22 protein-coding genes are annotated in these 21,671 nt (G+C 64.6%); 9 read left to right on the top strand and 13 right to left on the bottom strand.

What is annotated here, in order from left to right:
• Window positions 1-3 precede the first annotated feature (3 nt).
• A complete protein-coding gene (gene ompR / locus DUPY_RS19115) occupies window positions 4-705 on the bottom strand; it encodes an osmolarity response regulator transcription factor OmpR (RefSeq protein WP_227012300.1) in 702 nt (233 codons plus the stop codon).
• A 309-nt stretch (window positions 706-1,014) separates the two neighbouring features.
• On the opposite strand from ompR, the gene DUPY_RS19110 reads away from it, so the two are divergent.
• The 3 genes from DUPY_RS19110 (at window position 1,015) to DUPY_RS19100 (ending at window position 5,474) form a co-directional block, all read left to right on the top strand.
• Window positions 1,015-1,365 carry a hypothetical protein gene (locus tag DUPY_RS19110; protein ID WP_229255428.1) on the top strand — a complete coding sequence of 117 codons (351 nt, stop codon included), beginning with the start codon at window positions 1,015-1,017 and terminating at the stop codon, window positions 1,363-1,365.
• A gap of 274 nt (window positions 1,366-1,639) precedes the next feature.
• On the top strand, window positions 1,640-3,526 hold the full coding sequence (locus DUPY_RS19105) for a flagellar assembly protein A (RefSeq protein ID WP_070250129.1): 1,887 nt from the start codon (window positions 1,640-1,642) through the stop codon (window positions 3,524-3,526).
• Between the two features lie 82 nt (window positions 3,527-3,608).
• The gene (locus DUPY_RS19100; RefSeq protein WP_229255427.1) at window positions 3,609-5,474 is read left to right on the top strand and encodes a flagellar assembly protein A; all 1,866 of its coding nucleotides are present in this window, start codon (window positions 3,609-3,611) and stop codon (window positions 5,472-5,474) included.
• Here the strand turns inward: DUPY_RS19100 and DUPY_RS19095 are convergent.
• Window positions 5,471-6,364 (bottom strand): LysR family transcriptional regulator, encoded by an 894-nt coding sequence (locus DUPY_RS19095; protein ID WP_070250125.1) that lies wholly within the window; start codon window positions 6,362-6,364, stop codon window positions 5,471-5,473. The two genes, DUPY_RS19100 and DUPY_RS19095, sit on opposite strands and share 4 nt — an antisense overlap.
• An 80-nt stretch (window positions 6,365-6,444) precedes the next feature.
• Between DUPY_RS19095 and DUPY_RS29315 the strand changes: the two genes are divergently transcribed.
• Both DUPY_RS29315 and DUPY_RS19090 read left to right on the top strand, forming a co-directional pair.
• Entirely contained in the window at window positions 6,445-6,684 is a 240-nt protein-coding gene (locus DUPY_RS29315) for a hypothetical protein (RefSeq protein WP_443093060.1), read from the top strand.
• Window positions 6,685-7,212 (top strand): TSUP family transporter, encoded by a 528-nt coding sequence (locus DUPY_RS19090; RefSeq protein WP_443093059.1) that lies wholly within the window; start codon window positions 6,685-6,687, stop codon window positions 7,210-7,212. It abuts the gene before it with no gap.
• Here the strand turns inward: DUPY_RS19090 and arfB are convergent, their stop codons facing one another.
• Window positions 7,213-7,611 carry an alternative ribosome rescue aminoacyl-tRNA hydrolase ArfB gene (gene arfB, locus DUPY_RS19085; RefSeq protein WP_070250124.1) on the bottom strand — a complete coding sequence of 133 codons (399 nt, stop codon included), beginning with the start codon at window positions 7,609-7,611 and terminating at the stop codon, window positions 7,213-7,215.
• Between the two features lie 127 nt (window positions 7,612-7,738).
• Here arfB and DUPY_RS19080 point away from each other — a divergent pair, with 127 nt between their 5' ends.
• On the top strand, window positions 7,739-8,272 hold the full coding sequence (locus DUPY_RS19080; RefSeq protein WP_070250234.1) for a chemotaxis protein CheW: 534 nt from the start codon (window positions 7,739-7,741) through the stop codon (window positions 8,270-8,272).
• 9 nt (window positions 8,273-8,281) lie between these two features.
• On the opposite strand, the gene DUPY_RS19075 is transcribed toward DUPY_RS19080, so the two are convergent.
• From DUPY_RS19075 to dapC, 7 genes are all read right to left on the bottom strand, one after another.
• Window positions 8,282-10,276, bottom strand: coding sequence for an ATP-binding cassette domain-containing protein (locus tag DUPY_RS19075; RefSeq protein WP_070250123.1), 1,995 nt, complete (start codon window positions 10,274-10,276; stop codon window positions 8,282-8,284).
• 9 nt (window positions 10,277-10,285) lie between these two features.
• A complete protein-coding gene (gene prmB, locus DUPY_RS19070) occupies window positions 10,286-11,173 on the bottom strand; it encodes a 50S ribosomal protein L3 N(5)-glutamine methyltransferase (protein ID WP_070250121.1) in 888 nt (295 codons plus the stop codon).
• A gap of 47 nt (window positions 11,174-11,220) precedes the next feature.
• Entirely contained in the window at window positions 11,221-12,354 is a 1,134-nt protein-coding gene (dapE, locus tag DUPY_RS19065; RefSeq protein WP_070250120.1) for a succinyl-diaminopimelate desuccinylase, read from the bottom strand.
• 1 nt (window position 12,355) lies between these two features.
• The gene (locus tag DUPY_RS19060) at window positions 12,356-12,709 is read right to left on the bottom strand and encodes an ArsC family reductase (RefSeq protein WP_070250118.1); all 354 of its coding nucleotides are present in this window, start codon (window positions 12,707-12,709) and stop codon (window positions 12,356-12,358) included.
• Window positions 12,710-12,802: 93 nt separating this feature from the next.
• Entirely contained in the window at window positions 12,803-13,966 is a 1,164-nt protein-coding gene (locus tag DUPY_RS19055) for a PilT/PilU family type 4a pilus ATPase (RefSeq protein WP_070250116.1), read from the bottom strand.
• A 30-nt stretch (window positions 13,967-13,996) separates the two neighbouring features.
• Window positions 13,997-14,824, bottom strand: coding sequence for a 2,3,4,5-tetrahydropyridine-2,6-dicarboxylate N-succinyltransferase (dapD, locus tag DUPY_RS19050; protein ID WP_019920257.1), 828 nt, complete (start codon window positions 14,822-14,824; stop codon window positions 13,997-13,999).
• Window positions 14,825-14,835: 11 nt separating this feature from the next.
• The gene (gene dapC, locus DUPY_RS19045; RefSeq protein WP_070250232.1) at window positions 14,836-16,050 is read right to left on the bottom strand and encodes a succinyldiaminopimelate transaminase; all 1,215 of its coding nucleotides are present in this window, start codon (window positions 16,048-16,050) and stop codon (window positions 14,836-14,838) included.
• A gap of 145 nt (window positions 16,051-16,195) precedes the next feature.
• Here dapC and DUPY_RS19040 point away from each other — a divergent pair, with 145 nt between their 5' ends.
• Window positions 16,196-18,010 carry a DUF4153 domain-containing protein gene (locus DUPY_RS19040; protein WP_070250114.1) on the top strand — a complete coding sequence of 605 codons (1,815 nt, stop codon included), beginning with the start codon at window positions 16,196-16,198 and terminating at the stop codon, window positions 18,008-18,010.
• Here the strand turns inward: DUPY_RS19040 and DUPY_RS19035 are convergent.
• A complete protein-coding gene (locus DUPY_RS19035; RefSeq protein ID WP_070250111.1) occupies window positions 17,997-18,365 on the bottom strand; it encodes a MerR family transcriptional regulator in 369 nt (122 codons plus the stop codon). The genes DUPY_RS19040 and DUPY_RS19035 overlap by 14 nt on opposite strands.
• 78 nt (window positions 18,366-18,443) lie before the next feature.
• On the opposite strand from DUPY_RS19035, the gene DUPY_RS19030 reads away from it, so the two are divergent.
• Together DUPY_RS19030 and DUPY_RS19025 are read left to right on the top strand one after the other, a co-directional pair.
• Complete coding sequence (locus DUPY_RS19030) at window positions 18,444-18,869, top strand: hypothetical protein (RefSeq protein ID WP_070250109.1); 426 nt, start codon at window positions 18,444-18,446, stop codon at window positions 18,867-18,869.
• A gap of 43 nt (window positions 18,870-18,912) precedes the next feature.
• Window positions 18,913-20,157, top strand: a complete 1,245-nt coding sequence (locus DUPY_RS19025; RefSeq protein WP_070250108.1) for a DEAD/DEAH box helicase — start codon at window positions 18,913-18,915, stop codon at window positions 20,155-20,157.
• 85 nt (window positions 20,158-20,242) lie between these two features.
• On the opposite strand, the gene DUPY_RS19020 is transcribed toward DUPY_RS19025, so the two are convergent.
• Together DUPY_RS19020 and DUPY_RS19015 are read right to left on the bottom strand one after the other, a co-directional pair.
• On the bottom strand, window positions 20,243-20,593 hold the full coding sequence (locus tag DUPY_RS19020) for a translation initiation factor Sui1 (RefSeq protein WP_070250106.1): 351 nt from the start codon (window positions 20,591-20,593) through the stop codon (window positions 20,243-20,245).
• Window positions 20,590-21,582: a nucleoside hydrolase gene (locus DUPY_RS19015; protein ID WP_229255426.1), complete on the bottom strand. Its 993-nt coding sequence runs from the start codon at window positions 21,580-21,582 to the stop codon at window positions 20,590-20,592. Before DUPY_RS19015 ends, DUPY_RS19020 begins: the two co-directional genes overlap by 4 nt.
• Window positions 21,583-21,671: the final 89 nt, after the last annotated feature.

Raw genomic sequence — 21,671 nt, 5'->3', positions numbered from 1 at the left:
CGCTTAGCGCGGCTGACCCTCCGGAATGAACACATAACCGAGGCCCCACACGGTCTGGATGTACAGCGGGCTCGATGGATCGGGTTCGATCAGCTTGCGCAGGCGCGAGATCTGCACGTCGAGACTGCGGTCGAACACCTCGTATTCGCGGCCGCGCGCCAGCTCCATCAGCTTTTCGCGCGAGAGCGGCTGGCGCGCATGGCGCGCGAACACTTTCAGTACCGAGAATTCGCCGGTGGTGAGCGGCACGGTTTCGCCGGCCTTTTTCAGGGTGCGGGTGCCCAGGTCGAGCACGAACTGGCCGAACTCGAAGGTTTGCGGGGTTTCGGACGGTGCGCCCGGAATCTCGTCGGGACCGCGGCGGCGCAGCACGGCGCCGATGCGCGCCACCAGCTCGCGCGGATTGAATGGTTTGGGCAGGTAATCGTCGGCGCCCATTTCCAGGCCGACGATGCGGTCGACGTCTTCGCCTTTGGCGGTGAGCATGATGATGGGCGTCTGGTCGCCGGCGCCGCGCAGGCGGCGGCAGATCGACAGGCCGTCTTCGCCGGGCAGCATCAGGTCGAGCACCAGCAGGTCGTAGCGCTCGCGCAGCCACAGCTTGTTCATGGCAGTGGCGCTTTCGGCGGTGAAGACGTTGAAGCCCTGTTCGGTGAGATAGCGGCGCAGCAGGTCGCGCAGGCGCACGTCGTCGTCCACTACCATAATCTTGGCCTGGTGGCCATGCTGATTGACGGTATTGCTGCCGCCAGTGTTGTTGGAATCAAGCGTAGTCGTCGTCATTTATGTGCCAGGTTGTCTTATTGATGTTGCTATGGTAACGTCATATTCGTGTCACGAAAACGTCTACTTTTACCCATTACAAAGTGTTACAAACTTTACCCGATTGGTCTTACTCCCTCGTGCAAACCATCATACACTGCGGGCATGGAATCACCTCTTAGGAACGCCATGTTCATCGACCTCAAAAAAATACACGCGGCTGCAAGCGCATCTTTTTGCGTTCGATATACCATGGCTGCCATCGTGGTGTGCTGCGGTGTGCTGGCGGCGCCCGCCCATTCGGCCGGCCAGCCGGGCCAGCAAGCCATGCGCCAGCAGGACTTGCGTCAGGAGATGCGCCAGGACATGCGACAGGACCAGCGCCAGGATATGCGTCAAGATCAGCGTCAGGACCAGCGCCAGCTCGACCCGCGCAGCTACGAGTCGCGCGCCGAGGAACAGCGCCGCGCCATGCAGGAAAACAATCGTAACGCCGAGATGAATCGTCGTGTGGGCCGGATGACCGCTGACGAACGGCGCGACCTGCGGCGCCAGATCAACGAGGCCGGCGCCGAAGTTTACGCGCTGCCACCGCGCCGCTAGAACTACCGCCAGTTACACTCTCATCAACGCCCGCCATGCTGATCACGGCGGGCGTTTTTGTATCGGAGATATCGAGGTGTGGAAATTTAATCACATTGCATATTCCTCAATATGATATTTCTTCCCTTTTGATTGACTAAGTGTAATATTAGTTTATTGCACGCAATGCCTTTCGGCCGCGTGATCCTTCTGGAGGAAGATCGTGGTCCAAGACGTTGCAACCGCAGCGCTATCGGCCGTGTCCGCGCTATCCGCGCCTGACGCGAGCTTGCCCATGGGCCTGATCCAGCGCCCCGACGGCATTTATATCGACCTCGGCCTGCCGCCGCCGGCGCGCGCCGCCGCCATCAACCAGGTATACGCTGCCGGCTTCTGCCTGGCAGGGCTGTCTTACCCGGTACTGATCAAGGCGCTGTACGACGTCGGTCCCGATCTTGGCCTGGCCGAGAACCAGAACCAGATACAGACCCAGGCCGTGCGCCTGGCCACCGCTGCGCGCCAGATCCCTGCCAGCCGCCTGCCGCTCTACAAGCCGCCCAAGCCGGGCCGTGGCTATGCCGAATATTATTTCGAGCCGCTGTTCCTCGACGAGGAAGTGCTGGCCGACGGCACCGTGCTGCCCGAGCGCGTGGCGCGGCTCGACGTCGACGAATTCGTCGCCGCCATGTGGGGCCACGGGATCCGCTTCGGCATCGACGTGGCGGCGGTGTCCAACGCCATCAAGGCGCCCAAGGCCGAACGGATTACCTTTGCCACCGACCTCGAACCGGAGCCGGGGCAAGACGCCACGGTGCTCGAGGTGTCGGACGCGCTGCACCGCAGCGACGCTCCCAAGGCCCGCGCCGACGGCCGCATCGACCTGCACAGTTTCGAGAACCGCTTCCCGCAAATCAAGGCCGGCGTGCGGCTGCTGAAAAAAGTACCTGCCGCGCCAGGCCTGCCGGGGTTCGACCTGGCCGGCCGCATGACGGCGCCGGCGCCTCCGGCCGACCTGGTGCTGGGCCACTTGGCCGGCGACGGCACCGAGGTGCAGCAGCTGGCCGATGGCGACTACATCGTCTCGACCCGCGAGGGTTTTCTGGCCGTGGATCCCAAGTCCCATCGGGTGTCGGTGACCGACAAGATCGTCAGTCTCGACGGCGTCAGTGGGCGCACCACCGGCAACCTGGAACTGGCCGGCGCTTACGAAGAATATGGCGACGTGCAGGAGCAGCGCGACGTGACCGGCGGCGACGTCACGGTGCACGGCAACGTCTACGGCAACATCCACTCGCGCGGTGGCGCCGTGGTGCTGGACCGGAACCTGGTGGGCGGCAGCATCCGCAACGCCAACGGTCCGATCACCATCGCCGGCGTGGCTTCCAATGCGGTGATCCACACCGGCAGCGGCGCCATCACCGTGGCGCGCGCCGAGAACTGCATCATCTCCGGCGGCAGCGTGACCATCGGCGAGGCGTCCAATTGCGAGATCGTCGCCGATGCGCTGCGCATCGCCACCGCCGAAGGTTGCGCGGTGGCCGGGCGCGACGTGGAAATCGAATGCGCCGGCCCGCGCCGCCGCACCGAGATGGTGGTGTACGTGCTGCTGCGCGACGTCGCCCGCTTCGACCAGGAGCTCGCCGAGCTCGAACTGCGCCGGGGCGAACTGGCGCGTGCGCTGGCAGGCCACGAAGAAGAAGCGGCGCGCATCTCGGCGCTGCCTGACATGCGGCGCTACCTGGCGCTGGCGCAGAAGCTGCGCAACCAGGAACTGACCGTGTCGCCCGAGCAGGCGCACATCCTGCGCAAGATCGCCGCCGGCGTGGCCGAGCCGATGCAGGCGCTCGACCGTTTGAAGAAGGATGGCCAGATCGCGCTCACCCAGCAAAAACTGCTGTGCGACCGCATCGACAGCGTGATGGCGCAAAAGCTGGCGGCTGCGGGGACCGCGCGCTGCGGCTTGCACATGGTCAGCGGCGAGACCGTGGTGCGTACCATGCCTTACCCGGTGGCTGCTGCGAGCACTGGCCCCGGCGCCGGCGCCTTGCCGCCATTGGCGCAACTGCCGGCCAAGGACATCAAGCAGCGCCTGCGCGGCACACCGGCCGGCGGCGCGGTGCTGTTCTGGGAAAGCGAGGGGGCGCTGAACTGGCACCTGGACCCCTCGGCAAGTACACAATGACGGCGGTTCATGCTAGGCTATAGGACATATTAAAAAAGTGAAGGAGCGCTCCGCTCCGACGTACATCTTCGTGGGGAATACCGTGTCAAACGCAACGACGTTGAATTCAGGCGCCGAGGGCGAACTGCCCGCAGCGCTCGTCAAGCGTGATGATGGCATCTACTTCGACGTTGCTGCCACGCCCGTGGCGCGCCTGGCCGCAGTCGGCCAGATCTTCCTTGGCGGCGCCTGCTTCGTGGGGCTGCACTACGCCGTCTTCACCAAGATGGTCTACAACGCCGGTCCCGACTTGCCACCCGCGCTGGCCGAGCGTCCGCTGCTGCGTTTTGCCGACCGCATCGAGCCGTTTCATCCCGCGCGCCGCCAGTTGTACAAGAGCGTCAAGGTCATCGGCGGCGAGGCCGAATATTATTTCGAGCAGGTGTACTTCGACGTGCCCGGCCTGCCTTCGCAGCCGGCGCGCCTGAATTTCGACGAATTTGTCGCCGACATGTGGATCAAGGGCATCCGCTTCGGCATCGACGCGCCGGCGGTGCGCGACGTGATCGCCACCGGCCGCGTGGCGCGCATCACGGTGGCCCGGCGCCTGAATGCCATGCCCGGACGCGACGCCGCCATCGTGGAAGTCTCGCGCGACATCCATCGCAGCGACGCCCCGCGCGAAAAGTCGGATGGCCGGCTCGATTTACAGACATTCCAGAACCGCTTCCCGCAGGTCAAACCGCAGGTCAAGCTGCTGCGCAAGGTGCCGCCCGTGCCGGGCGTGCGCGGTTTCGAGATGTCGGGGGCGGTGATCGACCCGCCGGCGCCCAAGGACCTGGAGCTGACGTCGGTGGCCGGCGAGGGCACGATGATCGAAAACTTTCGCGATGGCGAATACCTGGTGTCGTCGGTCGAAGGTTTTCTCAGCGTGGATCCCAAGACCCGCCGCATCTCGATCGGTCCCAAGATCATCAGCCGCGAGGGCGTGAGCGCCCGCACCACCGGCAATTTGCAGTTGACCGGCGAGTATGAAGAATTCGGCGCGGTGCAGGAGCAGCGCAAGGTTGAAGGCGGCAACATCACCATCCACGGCGATGTCTACGGCGGCATCGAGTCGCGTGGCGGCGACATTTCCCTCAACAGCAACCTGATGGGGGGCACGGCCCTGAATGCCGACGGCGGCATCCGCGTGCGCGGCGTGGCCTCGGGCGCGGTGCTGCAAACCAAAAAAGGCGAGATCGCGCTCACCCGCGCCGAGAACTGCGTCATCTCCGGCACCAGGGTGGTGATCGGTGAGGCCATCAACTGCGAGATCATGGCCGACGAGGTGGTGATCAAGGTGGCCGAAGGCTGCGCGATTGCCGCACGCTCCATCGAGATCGTTCACGCCGGCCCGCGCAAGCAAAGCGAGATGCTGCTGTACGTGCTGGTGCCCGACACCGCCGCCTACGACAAGCGCGTGGCAGACCTGCTGCCGAGGGTAGCGGCAGCCCAGCGCGAAGCGGCCCAGCACAAGCAGGAGATGGATGCCATCACCAGCCAGGCCGAGGTGCGCAACTACCTCACCCTGGCCACCCGCGTGCGCAAGCGCGAAGTGGTGCTCACGCCGGAGCAGGAGCCGCTGTTCCACCGCATGGCCACCGCCGTGGGCCCGGCGCTGCGCTCGGTGGGGCGCATTTCGCTCGCGCTCAAGGCCGCGCAGGTACAGGAAGAACAGGCGCGCGCCGAAGTGGCGCAGGCAGAACGTGACAAGCGCACATTGATCGGCAAATCGCACTGCTCGGTCGTGCTGCTGCAGGGCGAAGTGCAATTGCGGCCGATGACGTACGTGCCCGACGGCATGGCGCCCTACGATTACTCGCCCAAGGAAATCAAGGCCAGGGTGCGGGCGTCGGCAGCGGGTACGCCTTCGCTGTTCTTCGGCAGCGTCGGGCCTGTTCACTGGGCGCCGCCACAGGGCGATTAATCCAGCAGCGCTGCCAGCAGTTCACGCGCCGGGGCGGGCAGGGTGCTCCGGTCGCGCACGCAGACCAGCAGCTTGCGCGCGGCCCAGTCGTCGGTCAACTTTACCGTTTTCAGCAAACGTTCGTCATCATGGCGGTGCGCCGCCGTTGCCGGCAGCAGCGCCACACCGGCGCCGGCAGCGCACATGCGGCACACCGCCTCGAAGCTGCGCAGCCTGATGTTGCAATGCAGGCGCCGCCCCAGCCGCGCCGCCTGGCCGGTGGCGTACTGTTGCAGCGCGCTGTCGCCAGCCAGCCCCAGAAAATCGTGATCGAGCGCATCGGCAAACGCCATGCTGCGGCGCTGGCCCAGTTGCCGCGCCAGCGGATGATTGCGCGCCATCGCCAGCACCAGGGTGTCGTCGCAGACCGCGAAGGTCTGCAGCGCAGCGCTGTCCACCGCATCGGTGATGATGCCGATGTCGGCTACCCCCTCGGCCACGGCCTGCACGATGTCGCGACTTGGCCGCTCTTCCAGGTCCACGCCCAGGCCCGGATGGGCAGCCAGGAACGCGGCCAGCGCATCGGGCAAAAATTCGGTCATGGCCGAGGTGTTGCACAGCAGTCGAATTTGCCCCTTCAAGCCATCGGCGAACTGCGCCAGGTCGCCGCGCAGGTCTTCCACCTGGCGGCCGATGATGCGCGCGTGACGCAGCAGCGCCAGTCCGGCCTCGGTGGGTTCCACGCCGCGGCGGCCGCGTCGCAGCAGCGGTACGCCCAGCGCTTGCTCCAGGCCGCGCACGCGGGCGCTGGCCGATGGCAGCGCCAAATGCGCCAGCCGGGCGCCGGCGGTGATGCTGCCGCTGTCGGCGATGTGGGCGAACAGTTGCAGGTCGGTCAGGTCGAAACGCATGGCAGCCTATGTCAATGACGAAGTCTGCCTCAGTATATTCCACATTTGCAGCAGCGCTCCGCAGGAGGACAATGGCGTTCATGGACAACATGACTCTGTTTATTGCGCTGGTTTTCGTGCTGGCTGGCCTGGTCAAGGGCGTGACCGGGATGGGGCTGCCCACGGTTGCAGTGGCCTTGCTGTCGTTGAAGATGGCGCCGCTGGAAGCGGCAGCCTTGCTGATCGTGCCTTCGGCGTTGACGAACGTATGGCAACTGGCCACCGGCCCGGCGCTCTACCCGCTGTGGCGCCGGCTGCGGCCGATGCTGCTGGCCACTTGAGTGGGCACCGCCATCGGTGGGTGGCTGCTGCTCGCGCCAGGCGCCGGCACAGGTAGTGAGGCGGCATGGACACCGGCGGTGCTCGGCGTGCTGCTGGCCGGTTACGGCACATTGGGCCTGTCGGGCTGGCGCGGCCGGGTGCCGCAGGCGGCGCAGCGCTGGGCGGGGCCGCTGGCCGGCCTGGCCACCGGCGCCATCGCCAGCACCACTGGCGTCTTCATCATGCCGGCCGCACCGTACTTGCAGGCGCTGGACCTCGACCGCGAAGACCTGGTGCAGGCGCTGGGCCTGAGCTTTACGGTATCGACGCTGGCGCTGGCGGCCATGCTGGCCTGGCGCGGCGACTGGCACGCGGGCGCCGCCACTGGCTCACTATTGGCGTTGCTGCCGGCGGCGCTGGGCATCGTGGTGGGCCAGTGGCTGCGCCAGCGCATGTCGGCTGCGGTGTTCCGGCGCTGCTTCTTTATCGCCCTGATCGGGCTGGGATTGCACCAGTGCGTGCGGGCGGCCATGACCATGGCCGCCTGACTACAGCGTCACCTTGCCGCGCAGTTGCTTGCGCTCGCCGTCTTTGGCTTTGCCGTCCAGACGGCGGCGTTGCGAACCGCGCGTGGGCTTGGTGGCGCGGCGGATGGCTGGCAGTACCGCCACGCTGTCCACCAGTTCCTGCAGGCGCCGCAGCGCGTCTTCCTTGTTGGCTTCCTGGCTGCGCGACTGCTGGGCCTTGATCACCACCACGCCATCGCGCGTGATGCGGCTGTCGCGCAGGGCCAGCAGGCGTTCCTTGATGTGTTCGGGCAGCGAGGAGGTGGCGATGGCAAAGCGCAGGTGCACTGCGCTGGAGACCTTGTTGACGTTCTGGCCGCCCGGTCCCTGCGCGCGGATGGCGTTCAGTTCCACCTCGTTGATGTCGATCTGCTGGTTCATCGGCGCATTGTAGCAAACAGGCCGCAGCGCGCCCTGTGAAAGTTGATTCCAGTCAACATCCGCAGCGGGCGGCGCGGCTACCATGGCACATGCCTGTTACCGCACGCCCGAGGACGAAAGGATCATCATGTCGCGCATCTCCCACCCAGCTACGCAAACGTCCACCGCCATTGCAGTCGCCGGCACCGCCGCAGCGACCGCGCGGCAATACCTGGTGTTCCGGCTCGGCGGCCTCGATTACGCGCTCGACTTCGACAAGGTGCAGGAACTGCGGCCGCTCAAGGAGCTCGAGCGTTTTTCGGCGGACGGGGAAATCATCAGCGGCGTGGCGGTCTCGCGCGGCGTGATCATGCCGATTGTCGACATGCGCATCGCTTTCGGCCCACGGCCACCGAAACACGATCCGCTGACGGACGTGATCATTTTAAAGCTGTCGAGCTGCGTGATGGGGATGGTGGTCGATGGCGTGACCGACATCGTGTCGCTGACGATGGCGCAGTTGCAGCCGATACCGCTGGCCGATACGCCGCCAGCGGTTGCGCCGCAGGTTGATTACCTGCTCGGCATCGGCGCGGTCGATGGCCGCCGCCTGATCGTGGTCGATATCGACAAGCTGATGTCGATCCGCAAATTTCCCTGCACCCCACGCCAGGCGGCTTGATACAAAAGCTTACGCCAGCGCTTCCAGCTCTTCCTGCAACTGCAGCCACTGTGCTTCCAGCTCGCCCAGGTCCTTGGTGAAGAAGGTCTGGTCGGCCAGCGCCTGTTTCAACTTGGCCTTGTTGGCTGCTTCGTAGATGGTCGCATCGGCCAGGCGGCCATCGACTTCCGCTTTTTGTGCGCTGCGCTTGGCAATCTGGTCGTCCAGGCGCTTGATCTTCTGTTCCAGCGGCTTGCGCAGCGTGGCCAGGCGCTGGCGGTCTTCCGCTTCCTTGCGCTTCTGGTCCTTGGTGTTGACCACAGGGGCCGACGGCGGCGCCACCGGCGATGCCACCGGGAAGTCGGTCTTGTTGGCCTTGCCCGCAGCCGGCAGCACGTCGGTGCCCTTACCGAGCTTGGTCTTGAACAGCCAGTCCTTGTAGTCGTCCAGGTCGCCGTCGAACGGTTGCAGCTTGCCGTCGGCGACGATGATGAATTCGTCGGTGGTAGCGCGCAGCAGGTGGCGATCGTGGGAGACCACGACCAGCGTGCCTTCGAACTGCGCCAGCGCCTCGGTCAGCGCTTCACGCGTTTCCAGGTCGAGGTGATTGGTTGGTTCATCGAGCAGCAGCAGGTTAGGGCGCTGCCAGACGATCAGCGCCAGCGCCAGGCGCGCCTTTTCGCCACCGGAGAACGGCGCGATCGAGCTGGTGACCATGGTGCCGGGGAAGTTGAAGCCGCCGAGGAAGTTACGCAGTTCCTGCTCGCGTACGGTCGGGGCGATCTTGGCCAGGTGCCACAGCGGTGATTCGTCGTGGCGCAGCATCTCCACCTGGTGCTGGGCGAAGTAGCCGATATTGAGGCCCTTGCCGATGGTGGCGTCGCCAGTCAGCGGCGCCAGTTCACCGGCGATGGTCTTGATCAGCGTCGATTTACCGGCGCCGTTCACACCCAGCAGGCCAATGCGTTGGCCGATCTGCAGCGAGAATTTGATGTTGTTGACGATGGTCTTGGTGGTGACTTCACCGGTTTTCTCGTTCTCGATCTTGTAGCCGGCGTCCACGTCTTCCATCACCAGCAGCGGGTTCGGGGCGCTGAGCGGCTCGCGGAATTCGAACGAGAATTCGGCGGCGGCGCGCAGCGGCGCCAGTTCTTCCATCTTCGCCAGTGCCTTCATGCGGCTTTGCGCCTGGCGCGCCTTGGAGGCTTGCGCCTTGAAGCGGTTGACGAACGATTCCAGGTGGGCGCGCTTGCGCTGCTGCTTTTCCAGCGCGCCGGCGGCCAGGATCATCTGCGCTGCGCGTTGACGCTCGAACGACGAGTAGTTGCCCGAGTAGCGTTTGAGCTTGCGCTCGTCGATGTGCACGACCACGTTGACTACCTCGTCGAGGAAGTCGCGATCGTGGGAGATGATGAGCAGGGTGCCCGGATAGCGTTTGAGCCAGTCCTCGAGCCAGATGATGGCGTCCAGGTCCAGGTGATTGGTTGGTTCATCGAGCAGCAGCAGGTCGGATGGGCACATCAGCGCCTGCGCCAGGTTCAGGCGCATGCGCCAGCCGCCGGAAAAACTCGAGACGGGACGCTGCATCTGTTCGATGGTGAAGCCAAGACCCAGCAGCAGCTGCTCGCCGCGCGACTGGACGGTGTAAGCGTCGGCATCGGCCAGTGCGCTGTAGATGTTACCGATGGCGATACCGTTTTCGCTCGACTCGGGCGCCGCTTCCAGGCGCGCCAGTTCGGCTTCGAGCTTGCGCAGGCCGACGTCGCCGTCGATCGCGTAGTCGAGTGCCGCGCGTTCGAGCGGCGGGGTTTCCTGGGCTACGTGGGCCACGCGCCACTTGGCCGGGAAGTCGATTTCGCCCTGGTCGGGATGGAGCTCGCCGCGCATCATGGCGAACAGGCTCGATTTGCCGGCGCCATTGGCGCCGATCAGGCCGATCTTGTCGCCCGGGTTGAGGGTAACGTCGACTTGTTCCAGCAGCGGCTTGGTGCCGCGCATCAGGCTTACTTGTATGAAGCGGATCATGTTGTTCTTTTACAGTTTGAGCTGGTCGGCGGTCAGCAGGAATACCATGTCGTCGCCGTTGCTTGTGGTGAGCCAGGTCAGGCCCATCTCGCCGAAGGCAGCTTCGGCGAATTCTTTTTCATTGCCGATTTCGACAATCAGGATGCCGTCGTCGGTCAGGCGTTCGGCCGCGCCAGCGACGATGCGGCGCACGATGTCCATGCCATCCTTGCCGCCGTCAAGCGCCAGTTCCGGCTCGGCGCGGTATTCCATCGGCAGCTTGCTCATCGACGACGAGTTCACGTACGGCGGATTGGTGATGATCAGGTCATATTTTTTGGCCGGCACGTTGGCGTACAGGTCGGACTCGATCAGGGTCAGGCGGTCTTGCAGCGCGTAGGTGGCGACGTTTTTCCTGGCCACTTCTAGCGCGTCAGCCGAGATGTCCACGGCATCGACTTGCGCGTCCGGAAAGGCGTCGGCCATCATGATGGCCAGGCAGCCGGAGCCCGTGCACAGTTCCAGGATGTTTTCGATATTGTCCGGCGAGTTGACCCACGGAGCAAAATATTCGGGGATCAGCTCGGCGATGAAGGAGCGCGGCACGATGGTGCGTTCATCGACGTAGAAGCTGTAGGTGCCGAGCCACGCCTCGTTGGTGATGTAGGCGGCCGGCACGCGTTCGTCCGTGCGGCGGGCAATCACGGCCAGCACCGACGCCACTTCTTCCGGCAGCAGCCTGGCGTCGAGGAAGGGCTCCAGGCGATCGAGCGGCAGCTTGAGCGTGTGCAGGATCAGGTAAGCGGCTTCGTCGAATGCTTCTGCGCTGCCGTGGCCGAAGAACAGCTTGGCCGTATTGAAACGGGTGACGGCGTAGCGCAGCAGGTCGCGCGGCGTGGTGAAAGGCGTGGTGTTCATGGCTATCTCGTTCGGTAAAGTGCCGGGCAAACGCCCGGCGCACTGCGTCAGGCCAGCAGGTTTTCCAGCGTGCGGCGGTAAATATTCTTGAGCGGATCGACGAAACGCAGCTCGATATGCTCGTCGATCTTGTGGATGCTGGCGTTGGGAGGGCCGAATTCTATCACCTGGGGGCAGATCTGGGCGATAAAGCGCCCGTCCGACGTCCCGCCGGTGGTCGACAGTTCGGTGTCCACGCCGGTTTCCGACTTGATCGCGGCGGACAAGGCATCGCTCAAGGTGCCGCGCGGGGTGAGAAACGGCAGGCCGCTCAGCGCCCACTTCAGTTCGTAGTGCAGGCCGTGGTTATCCAGGATGGCGTGCACGCGGCGCTTGAGTTCCTCGTGCGTGCTGGCGGTGGAAAAGCGGAAGTTGAAGTCGATGACCATCTCGCCGGGAATGACGTTGTTGGCGCCCGTGCCGGCATTGATGTTCGACATTTGCCATGACGTGGGCAGGTAGTACTCGTTGCCTTCGTCCCAGACCTCGGCCACCAGTTCGGCCAGCGCGGGCGCCGCCAGGTGGATCGGGTTGCGCGCCAGCTGCGGGTAGGCGATGTGGCCCTGCACGCCCTTGATGGCCAGCTTGCCCGACAGCGAACCGCGGCGGCCGTTCTTGATGGTGTCGCCCAGCGTTTCGCCGGAGGTCGGTTCACCGACGATGCAGTAGTCGATGGTTTCGCCGCGCTCCTTGAGCACATTGCACACTACGACCGTGCCATCGATGGCCGGGCCTTCCTCGTCGCTCGTGATCAGGAACGCGATCGAACCCTGGTGGTCGGCGTGCTCGGCGACGAATTCTTCCACCGCCACCACGAACGCGGCGATCGAGGTCTTCATGTCGGCGGCGCCCCGGCCATACAGCTTGCCGTCGCGGTGCGTGGGGTTGAAGGGCAGCGACTGCCATTGATCGACCGGGCCGGTGGGCACCACGTCGGTGTGGCCGGCAAACACCAGCACCGGCGAGGTCGTGCCACGGCGCGCCCACAGGTTGGTCACGTCGTTGGAGATAATGGTCTCGCACACGAAGCCCAAGGGAGTGAGCAGGTCGATCAGGTGCTGCTGGCAGCCCTTGTCGTCGGGGGTGACGGAGGACAGGGAAATCAGCTTTTCGGTCAGCGCCAGGGTTTTCGAAGGTGTCATGTCAGGTATTGAAGATTTGTTGGTATTGCGCGTCGCTGAAACCGACGGCGTAGGCGCCATCGTTGTCCAGCACCGGGCGCTTGATGATCGACGGGTTTTCCAGCATCAGGGCGATTGCCGCGTCGTCATCGACGATGGACGCCTTGCGTTCGTCGGCCAGCGCGCGCCAGGTAGTGCCTTTACGGTTGACCAGCACGTCGCGCGGCACCTGCTTGAGCCAGCCGGCGACGGTCTCACGCGTGAGGCCCTGCTTCTTGAAATCGTGGAACGTGAAGTCGTGCTGCTGGTCGGCCAGCCAGGTGCGCGCCTTTTTGACGGTGTCGCAGTTGGGGATGCCGTAGAGGGTGATTTTCATTGACGGTCTAGAACTGTTGAAGGGTTGCTGCTTTGCGGGGGCTATAGCTTATCACGCACTGCATTGCCAACAAAATTTCCAGCGCCTTCTGACTCAGGTATTGAGGGTGAAACCTGTGAATGAAGCCGACCCGGAGGCCGCGCCTGCCGAACTATCGCCAGCAGATGCACCACCTGCACCACCCGCACCCCTTTGCTCCCGCCCATTATTGAGTTGCCACAGCAGGTTGCTGGCGGAATCGGCATTGGCCAGCGCTTCCTCGGCACTGATCACGCCATCGCGCACCAGCTTGACCAGCGCCTGCTCGAACGATTGCGAGCCGGGCGACATGCTGTTGTCCATTGCGTCCTTGATCTCGCCAATGCGACCACCCTCGATCAGGTCGGCCACCGCGCGTGAGTTAACCATCACTTCCACGGCTGCCGCGCGGGCGCCGCCGGCCAGGGCCGGCACCAGCCGCTGCGAGACAATGGCCTTCACGGCCGACGACAGGTCCTGCATCAGCGCCATGCGGCTCTCGATCGGATAAAAACCGATGATGCGATTGAGCGCGTTGTAGCTGTTATTGGCGTGCAGCGTGGCGACCACCAGGTGGCCCGACTGCGCGTAGGCGATGGCCGCCGCCATGGCTTCCTTGTCGCGGATCTCGCCGATCAGGATGCAGTCCGGCGCCTGGCGCATGGAGTTGCGCAGGGCGGTGGCAAAGCTGGTGGCGTCGCTGCCGATCTCGCGCTGGTTGACGATCGACTGCTTGTTCGTAAACAGGAATTCGATCGGGTCTTCGAGCGTGAGGATATGACCTGCGGAGTGGGCGTTGCGGTGGTCGAGCATCGCCGCAATCGTGGTCGATTTGCCCGAGCCGGTGGAGCCGACCACCAGCAGCAGCCCACGCTTGGCCATGATCAGGTCCGCCAGCACGGGCGGTACCTTGAGGTCGGCCAGGGCAGGGATGGCGCCGGGCACGTAGCGGAACACGGCCGAGACGCTGCCGCGCTGTCGGAATGCCGACAGCCGGAAGCGGCCCACGCCGGCCAGCGAGATGCCCATATTGAGTTCGTTGGTGTCGGCCAGTTCGGCCATTTGCGCCGGAGACGCGACCTTGGCCAGCAGCGCCTCGATGTTCTCGGGCGTCAGTAACTGCTGGTTGACCGGCAGCAGTTCGCCGCCGATCTTGAAATGCACGGGAGAGTTGGCGGCGAAAAACATATCGGACGCATGCTTTTCCTGCATCAGCTGGAACAGGCGTTCCATGGCCATCGCCTTCTCCCGGTTGGCTTACCTGGTTACTTAGATACCGCGCAGCAGCTCGTTGATGCCGGTCTTGGCGCGGGTTTTGGCGTCCACGCGCTTGACGATCACCGCGCAGTACAGCGAGTACTTGCCGTCTTCCGATGGCAGGCTGCCCGATACCACCACCGAACCCGAAGGCACGCGGCCGTAGGTCACTTCGCCGGTGGCGCGGTCGTAGATCTTGGTCGACTGGCCGATGTACACGCCCATCGAGATCACCGAGTTTTCTTCGACGATCACGCCTTCGACGATTTCCGAACGGGCGCCGATGAAGCAGTTGTCTTCGATGATGGTCGGATTGGCCTGCATAGGTTCCAGCACGCCGCCGATACCCACGCCGCCCGACAGGTGGACGTTCTTGCCGATCTGCGCGCACGAACCGACGGTGGCCCAGGTATCGACCATGGCGCCTTCATCGACGTAGGCGCCGATGTTGACGTACGAGGGCATCAGCACCACGTTCTTGGCGATGAACGAACCACGGCGCGCAACCGCTGGCGGCACCACGCGGAAACCGCCCTTGGCGAAATCGGCTTCGGTGTAGTTGGCGAACTTGGTTGGCACCTTGTCGTAGAACTGCATGGTGCCGTCCGACGGCATGGCCACGTTGTTCTCGAGGCGGAACGACAGCAGCACGGCTTTCTTGACCCACTGGTTCACGACCCAGTCGCCCGTGGTTTTTTCGGCCACGCGGATGGTGCCCGCGTCCAGGCCGGCGATCACGTGCGAGACAGCGTCACGCAGTTCGGCGGCGCCGTTGGCCGGGTTGATGTTGGCGCGGTCTTCCCATGCCTGGTCGATGATTTGCTGGAGTTGTTGGGTCATGATGGTGATCTTTATTTAACGAGGGTTTTGCAGAATTGGACGATGCGCTGCGCAGCTTCGAGGCCTTCGGACGTTTCCGCCACCAGTGCCATGCGGATGCGGTTGCGGCCAGGGTTCACACCGTGCGCATCGCGCGCCAGGTAGCTGCCCGGCAGGACCGTGACATTATATTCGGCATACAGGCGCTGAGCGAACTCGGTGTCCGACAGGCCGGTACGGGTGACATCGGCCCACAGGTAGAAGCCGGCATCGGGCAATGCCACGTCCAGCACCTGTTGCAGCAGCGGCGTGATGGCGTTGAACTTGGCGCGGTATTGTTCGCGGTTGTCTTCGACATGGGTTTCGTCGTTCCAGGCCGCGATGGACGCAGCCTGCACGACGGTGCTCATGGCGCTGCCGTGGTAGGTGCGGTACAACAGGAATTTTTTCAGTACGTCGGCGTCGCCGGCCACGAAGCCCGAGCGCATGCCCGGCACGTTGGACCGCTTGGACAGGCTGGAAAACACCACCAGCCGCGCGTATGGTTTCTCCACCGACGACAGGCCCAGGATGTGGGCTGCCTGCAGCGCGCCCAGCGGCGCTTCGACGCCGTGGTAGATCTCGGAGTAGCACTCGTCGGCGGCGATGACGAAGTTGTAGCGCTCCGACAGCGCGAACAGGTTTTCCCAGTCGGTGAGGGTGAGCACGGCGCCGGTGGGGTTGCCAGGGGAGCACAGGAACAGCAATGACACGCGCTCCCACACCGAGGCGGGAATGCTGTCATAGTCGCAGCCGAAGTTGCGCGCCGGGTCGGAGTTGACGAAATACGGCTCGGCGCCGGCCAGATAAGCCGCGCCTTCATAGATCTGGTAGAACGGATTGGGGCACACCACCAGCGACCTGGCGGCCGGGTCGATCACGGTTTGCGCGAACGCGAACAGCGCCTCGCGCGAACCGTTTACCGGCAGTACCTGGGTGGCCGGATTAATTGTTGGCAGACCGTAGCGGCGCTCCAGCCAGCCGGCAATCGCGCTGCGCAGCGCGTCGGTGCCGATGGTGGTGGGGTAGGTGGCCAGGCCGCCAATATTGTCGATCAGCGCCTGGGCGATGAACGGCGGCGTTGGATGCTTGGGTTCTCCCATGCCCAGGCTGATCGCCTTGAACTGGTCATTGGGCGTCACTTGCGCGAACAACTGGCGCAGCTTTTCGAACGGGTACGGTTGCAGCTTGTCGAGATGTGGATTCACGGGGATGCTAACGTTGTTGACGATGTTGGAAAAAAAGCAGCGTGGGTCACGCATTATAGCGTCTCTGTCCGGGCGTGGTTCTCCGGGCTCGATACTCCGTGAGATACTACGCCGATATCAAAGCACCAAGGGAGCAGGGATCGCCATGCAAGTAGAACAATACGACGAAGTGCTGGGCGCGCAAGTGAGCCGCCAGGTGATGATCACGCGTCTGGCCACGGGGCTGGTGCAGGGCGTGCTGCTGTATCTGCTCTACCGCGCCGCCACCATCAATATGTGGCCCGCCACCCAGCCGTTCCTGTTCATGCCGCTGTTTATGCTGGTGCTGCTGTTGCCGGTGGTGTTCATTTCCAGCGTCGGCCACATGACGTCGCGGAACGTCGCGCGGTGGACTGCTGCCGCCGGCGTAGTGCTGGTGGTGCTGGCGCTGCACGAAGCGTGGCGCAGTGCGGGTGCCGTGGACCTCAACTACGGCTTCATGGGGCGGCCGTCGCAGCGCGTGCCCTCGATGCTGGTGATCGTGTTTTCAGGCGTATTCCTGTACATCGCCCATGCGCTGGTCATGGCTGGCGCCACCGACGGCAAGCGTATCGCCAGCTATGGCAGTTATTTTGAAGTGGCCTGGAAGCTGGCCGTGCAACTGCTGTTCTCCGCCTTCTTCGTCGGCGCACTGTGGTCGGTGCTGTGGATGGGCGCGAGCCTGTTCGACATGATCAAGCTCGACTTCCTCCAGCGCCTGCTGATGAAACCGTGGTTCGTGGCGCCGGTGATCTGCTTCGCCTTCTCGTGCGCGCTGCACATTACCGATGTGCGGCCGTCCATCGTGCGCGGCATCCGTTCGCTGCTGCTGGTGCTGGCGTCCTGGATCCTGCCGGTGGCCGTGGTGCTCATCGGCGGCTTCCTGTGTACGTTGCCGTTCACCGGCCTCGATGGCCTGTGGAAGACCCGTTTTGCCACCTCGCTGCTGCTTACCACCGTGGCCGTGCTGGTCATGCTGATCAACTGCGCTTTCCAGAACGGCCAGACCGCCGCCAGCCTGCCAATCCGCATCGCCGCCCGCATGGCGGCCATCCTGCTGTTGCCATTGACCGGCATCGCGATTTACGCGCTGGGATTGCGGGTGCACGAATATGGCTGGACGTCCGACCGCGTGGTGGCTGCCGCCTGCCTGCTGGTGGCATCGTGCTACGCGATCGGCTACCAGTGGGCCGCGCACCGCTACGAAACCTGGCTGGTCGAGATCGCGCCAGTCAACGTGGGCGCGGCGTTCCTGGTGCTGGCGGTGCTGCTGACGCTGTTTACGCCGATCGCCGATCCGGCCCGCATCGCAGTGGCCAACCAGGTGGCGCGCCTGGAAAAGGGGCTGGTCAAGGCCGACAAGTTCGATTACCGCTACCTGCGTTTCGACGGCCAGCGGTATGGCCAGGAGGCCTTGCAGCAGCTGGTGCGACAGGGCGTGGGGACGGACCCGAAAGTGGTGAGCGCCAAGGCTGCGGCGGTGCTCAAGCAAATGGAGCGCTGGACCCCTGAAACTGGCAAAGCGACGGTGGAGAGCGTCGCCGCCAATATCACGATGGTGCCGGTGAGCGAGACGCTGCCGGCCAGTTTCATCGCCCAGCAGTGGAAAGAGTCCACCGACCGGCCGCTGCCCGGTTGCCTGACAAGCGAGAACCGCGAATGCACGGCGCTGCTGCTCGATGCCAACGGCGATGGCCAACGCGACGTCATGCTGATCAATAAGGATTACGGCGACGGCTTCCTGTTCCTGGAACAGCCGGGCGGCCTGTGGGTGCTTTCAGCAACGCTCGACATTCGCTGCCGGCCGATGCTCGAGGCATTGCGCAAGGGCCGCTACCAGCTGGTCGATCCGGGTCTGAAGGCGGTCAACGTGGGCGGCCTGCGATTGCAGTTCTCACCGGTGTACTCTTACGACGACTGCAACGCCATCAAGCCAAACTAGCCTGCAAAGGGCAGGCGAACATGTCGTGGTGCAGGCGCCGCGCCAGCTCGCCGCGCAGCGCCTGCAAACCTTCGAGGCGGTGATCGATGTCGGCAAGCTTGCGCGCCAGTGCTGTGCGCAACTGCTCGCCGGACGCCTTCGGGTTGGCCAGCAACGGCAGGTCTGCTTCGATTTCCACCAGCGTAAAACCGAGCGACTGCGCCAGGCGGATGTAGCGCAGCCACTCCACCGCCTCCGGTGGATAGTCGCGGTAACCGTTGGCGCTGCGCCGCGCGCGTAGCAGGCCGCGCTTTTCGTAAAACCGCAAGGTGTCGCGCGAGAGGCCGGTAGCGTCGGCCATTTCTCCTATCTGCATCGGTGTTCCTGTTTTTGCTTGACCCTGGAGTGTACTCCAGGCTTTAGCATCCGGTCTCGTTCAACGACAGGAGAGACCATGCAGTTTTCAGCTTCCAGCTTTCGCAGCATCGTGCGCGCCAGCGGCGTGTACGACCTCCTGGTGACGGCGCCGTTTGCCACCCCGTGGACTTTTGCGCTGGCCCACAGCCAGCTCAGCGCCATCAACCAGGCGCTGGGCGGCGCCGCGCTGCCGGCATTCGCGCCGTTCCACGTGCTGTTCGCCTGCCTGCTGGGCAGCGTGGTGCTGGTATGGTCGGCATTGCGCATCGCCGATCCGCAGCAGCGGTTCGGGCGCTACGACGGCGCTGCGCGCCTGCTGTTTGGCACCTGGATGGCGTGGGCGCTGAACGCCACCGGCGCGCCGCTGCTATGGCTGTTCATCGTGCCGGAGCTGGCGTGGGGCGTGGTGCAGTGCTGGCCGGTGCGCAAGCCCGGCCAGGGGAGAGGCTGGCGCATGGCGTAATGTCGTATACTGGCGGCCAATTCATTATCACTGTCAGGCCAACATGTCATTTTCTTCGCTGGGCCTCGCTCCCTCGCTCGTCAACGCTGTCGCCGCCATCGGCTACCAGGAAGCCACCGCCATCCAGCGTGCAGCGATTCCTGCCATCCTGCGCGGCGAGGACGTGCTGGGCGCGGCCCAAACCGGTTCCGGCAAGACCGCCGCCTTCGTGCTGCCGCTGCTGCAATCGCTGCTCGACAACCGCGATGGCCCGCGCCAGTTGCATGGCCTGATCCTGGTGCCCACGCGCGAACTGGCGGCGCAGGTCGGCGAATCGGTGCGCAAGCTGGTCGCGCAGCTGACCATGCCGGTCAAGGTGGCGATCGTGTTCGGCGGCGTGTCGATCAATCCGCAGATGATGGCGCTGCGCGGCGGCGCCGATATCGTGGTGGCCACGCCGGGGCGCCTGCTCGACCTGATCGACCACAATGCGCTGAAAATTTCGCGGGTGGCGATGCTGGTGCTCGACGAAGCCGATCGCCTGCTGGACCTGGGCTTTAGCGAAGAGCTGGCGCGCATACTGGAACTGCTGCCGAAGCAGCGCCAGAACCTGTTCTTTTCCGCGACCTTCCCGCCAGCGGTGCAAACCCTGGCCGACACCATGCTGCACCAGCCAACACGGGTGGAAGTGCTGGCCGAACCGGCGACGAAACCCGATATCGCCCAGCGTGCGATCCTGGTCGATGTACCGCGCCGCACCATGCTGCTGCGTTACCTGATCCTGCAATACCAATGGGACCGGGTGCTGGTGTTCGTGGCCACCAAGTACGCGGCCGAACACGTGGCCGACAAGCTCAATCGCAACGGCATCAAGGCTGGCGCCTTCCACGGAGAGTTCAGCCAGGGCGCGCGCACCGAGGTGCTGGGCGACTTCAAGGCCGGTCGCCTGCAGGTGCTGGTCGCCACCGACGTCGCCGCGCGCGGCATCGACATCGCCCGCCTGCCGGCCGTGGTCAACTACGATTTGCCGCGTTCGGCCGTGGACTACACTCACCGCATCGGCCGCACCGGCCGCGCTGGCGAGAGCGGCGTGGCGATCAGTTTTGTCAGTGCCGAGACCGAGCAGCATTTTCACCTGATCGAAAAGCGCCAGGACATCCTGCTGGCGCTGGAAACGGTGGCCGGCTTCGAGGCGATGGAGACGGCGCCGCCGGTCAGTGCGGCGACCGATACCGTCAACGGCGGCATCAAGGGCAAGCGCAAGAGCAAGAAGGACAAGTTGCGCGAGGCTGCGGCCAAGTCGGCCTGATTCAAATTGGATCCCCGCCTGCGCGGGGATGACGGATCCATTTCTGCATCGGCAGACCGCTGCGCAGGCGGGCATCCGGTTTCGTCTAACCGCCTGTGCGCTTTGCACTGTGCCCCAACTTCTTCAAATGCTCGACGACCAGATCGCAATGGTCGCCCTGGATTTCGATCACGCCATCCTTGACCGTCCCGCCCGAGCCGCAGGCGCTGCGCAGCTGCTTGCCCAGGGCCGCCAGCGCCGCCGCGTCCAGCGCCAGCCCGCGCACCAGGGTGACGGTCTTGCCGCCGCGCCCCTTCGATTCGCGCGCCACGCGCACGTTGCCGTCGCCTTGCGGCCTGGCCTTGGCCGCTGCCTTGCAGGCACAAGCGGTCAACGGCTTGGCGCAGTCCGGGCACAGGCGGCCGGTTTCGGTGGAGTAGACCAGGCGGCTGCTCACGGCTTGTCCGCCAGCAGGCGACCCATGAAGATCTCAAAAAAACGCGGCTGGTTCGAGGCCAGGCACACTGCGGCATTCGGTTTGCCGGCGACCTCGCGCGTGTAGCCGTCGTCGGTGACGGCGATGCGCAGCGGCGTGGTGGGGCATACCGTGGGATCGAGCAGCCACGCCACCGGCACCAGGTCGAACAGCGACGGCATATTGCTTGACCAGGGCTGATATGCATTGATCCACTGGTGGTACATCAGCGCCAGCGCGTCGGTCACCGGCGAGCCGTGGCCGAGCAGGGCGTTGCGCTCGACTTCATCGAGGCGGATCTGGGTGGAATCGACCGGCATCATCACGATCGGCACGCCGGACGTAAACAGCCGCTGCGCACCCTTCACTTCGGAGGCGATGTTGTACTCCTTGTCGGCTGGGCGGGCCGTCACGTACTGCGACTTGCGGTAACCGCTGCGCACCGAGCCACCCATCATCACCACCTGTTTCAGCTTGCCAAAGGTGGCGGCGTCGCGCTCGATGGCAGCGCCCACGTTGGTCAGTGGGCCGAGTGCGAGCAAGGTAATCTTGCCCGGCTGGCGCCTGATTTGCTCGAGCAGGAAATCGACCGCCGGCAATGCCGGTGCCGGCTGGCCGCGCTGCGCATAGCGCGCCTGCGTAAATGGCTGCGGATTGCCGGTGGTGGCGATGCCGGTGGCGACCGGAATGCCGCTATGGCCCGTCTCGCGCAGCATGCGCTCGACCAGTCGCGCGCGCAGGGCGGTGTCGCCCCACGCGGTGGTAACGCCGACGATCTCGATCTCCGGGCTTTGCAGCAGCAGCGCCAGCGCGAACGAGTCGTCGATGTCGTCGCCGATGTCCATGTCCACGATGACCTGCTGGCGCTCGGGGGCGGCGTGGGCCGATAAAGTTAGCGTGGTCAGCATGGCGCACGACAGCGCCAGCGTGGACAAAGCCATGCACAAAGGACGGAAAACAGGATAGGCCATGAGCAATCTCGACGCGACAAAAGCGCGATTTTATCAGAGGGCCAGCAGCGACTGGGCGCGCGAGGCCGGTCAGCCTTTCGGCTGGGCCG

Source organism: Duganella phyllosphaerae (assembly GCF_001758785.1).
GTDB classification, from domain to species: domain Bacteria; phylum Pseudomonadota; class Gammaproteobacteria; order Burkholderiales; family Burkholderiaceae_D; genus Rugamonas; species Rugamonas phyllosphaerae.
The sequence above is the reverse complement of the archived record's forward strand: the minus strand, read 5'-3'. Positions and strand labels throughout refer to the sequence as shown.

What these genes read in the sequence shown, in the direction of transcription:
- ompR (WP_227012300.1), bottom strand. Translation starts at nt 705, where the DNA reads ATGGTAGTGGACGACGACGTGCGCCTGCGCGACCTGCTGCGCCGCTAT.
- DUPY_RS19110 (WP_229255428.1), top strand. Translation starts at nt 1,015, where the DNA reads ATGGCTGCCATCGTGGTGTGCTGCGGTGTGCTGGCGGCGCCCGCCCAT.
- DUPY_RS19105 (WP_070250129.1), top strand. Translation starts at nt 1,640, where the DNA reads ATGGGCCTGATCCAGCGCCCCGACGGCATTTATATCGACCTCGGCCTG.
- DUPY_RS19095 (WP_070250125.1), bottom strand. Translation starts at nt 6,364, where the DNA reads ATGCGTTTCGACCTGACCGACCTGCAACTGTTCGCCCACATCGCCGAC.
- DUPY_RS29315 (WP_443093060.1), top strand. Translation starts at nt 6,445, where the DNA reads ATGGACAACATGACTCTGTTTATTGCGCTGGTTTTCGTGCTGGCTGGC.
- arfB (WP_070250124.1), bottom strand. Translation starts at nt 7,611, where the DNA reads ATGAACCAGCAGATCGACATCAACGAGGTGGAACTGAACGCCATCCGC.
- DUPY_RS19080 (WP_070250234.1), top strand. Translation starts at nt 7,739, where the DNA reads ATGTCGCGCATCTCCCACCCAGCTACGCAAACGTCCACCGCCATTGCA.
- DUPY_RS19075 (WP_070250123.1), bottom strand. Translation starts at nt 10,276, where the DNA reads ATGATCCGCTTCATACAAGTAAGCCTGATGCGCGGCACCAAGCCGCTG.
- prmB (WP_070250121.1), bottom strand. Translation starts at nt 11,173, where the DNA reads ATGAACACCACGCCTTTCACCACGCCGCGCGACCTGCTGCGCTACGCC.
- dapE (WP_070250120.1), bottom strand. Translation starts at nt 12,354, where the DNA reads ATGACACCTTCGAAAACCCTGGCGCTGACCGAAAAGCTGATTTCCCTG.
- DUPY_RS19060 (WP_070250118.1), bottom strand. Translation starts at nt 12,709, where the DNA reads ATGAAAATCACCCTCTACGGCATCCCCAACTGCGACACCGTCAAAAAG.
- DUPY_RS19055 (WP_070250116.1), bottom strand. Translation starts at nt 13,966, where the DNA reads ATGGCCATGGAACGCCTGTTCCAGCTGATGCAGGAAAAGCATGCGTCC.
- dapD (WP_019920257.1), bottom strand. Translation starts at nt 14,824, where the DNA reads ATGACCCAACAACTCCAGCAAATCATCGACCAGGCATGGGAAGACCGC.
- DUPY_RS19040 (WP_070250114.1), top strand. Translation starts at nt 16,196, where the DNA reads ATGCAAGTAGAACAATACGACGAAGTGCTGGGCGCGCAAGTGAGCCGC.
- DUPY_RS19035 (WP_070250111.1), bottom strand. Translation starts at nt 18,365, where the DNA reads ATGCAGATAGGAGAAATGGCCGACGCTACCGGCCTCTCGCGCGACACC.
- DUPY_RS19030 (WP_070250109.1), top strand. Translation starts at nt 18,444, where the DNA reads ATGCAGTTTTCAGCTTCCAGCTTTCGCAGCATCGTGCGCGCCAGCGGC.
- DUPY_RS19025 (WP_070250108.1), top strand. Translation starts at nt 18,913, where the DNA reads ATGTCATTTTCTTCGCTGGGCCTCGCTCCCTCGCTCGTCAACGCTGTC.
- DUPY_RS19015 (WP_229255426.1), bottom strand. Translation starts at nt 21,582, where the DNA reads ATGGCCTATCCTGTTTTCCGTCCTTTGTGCATGGCTTTGTCCACGCTG.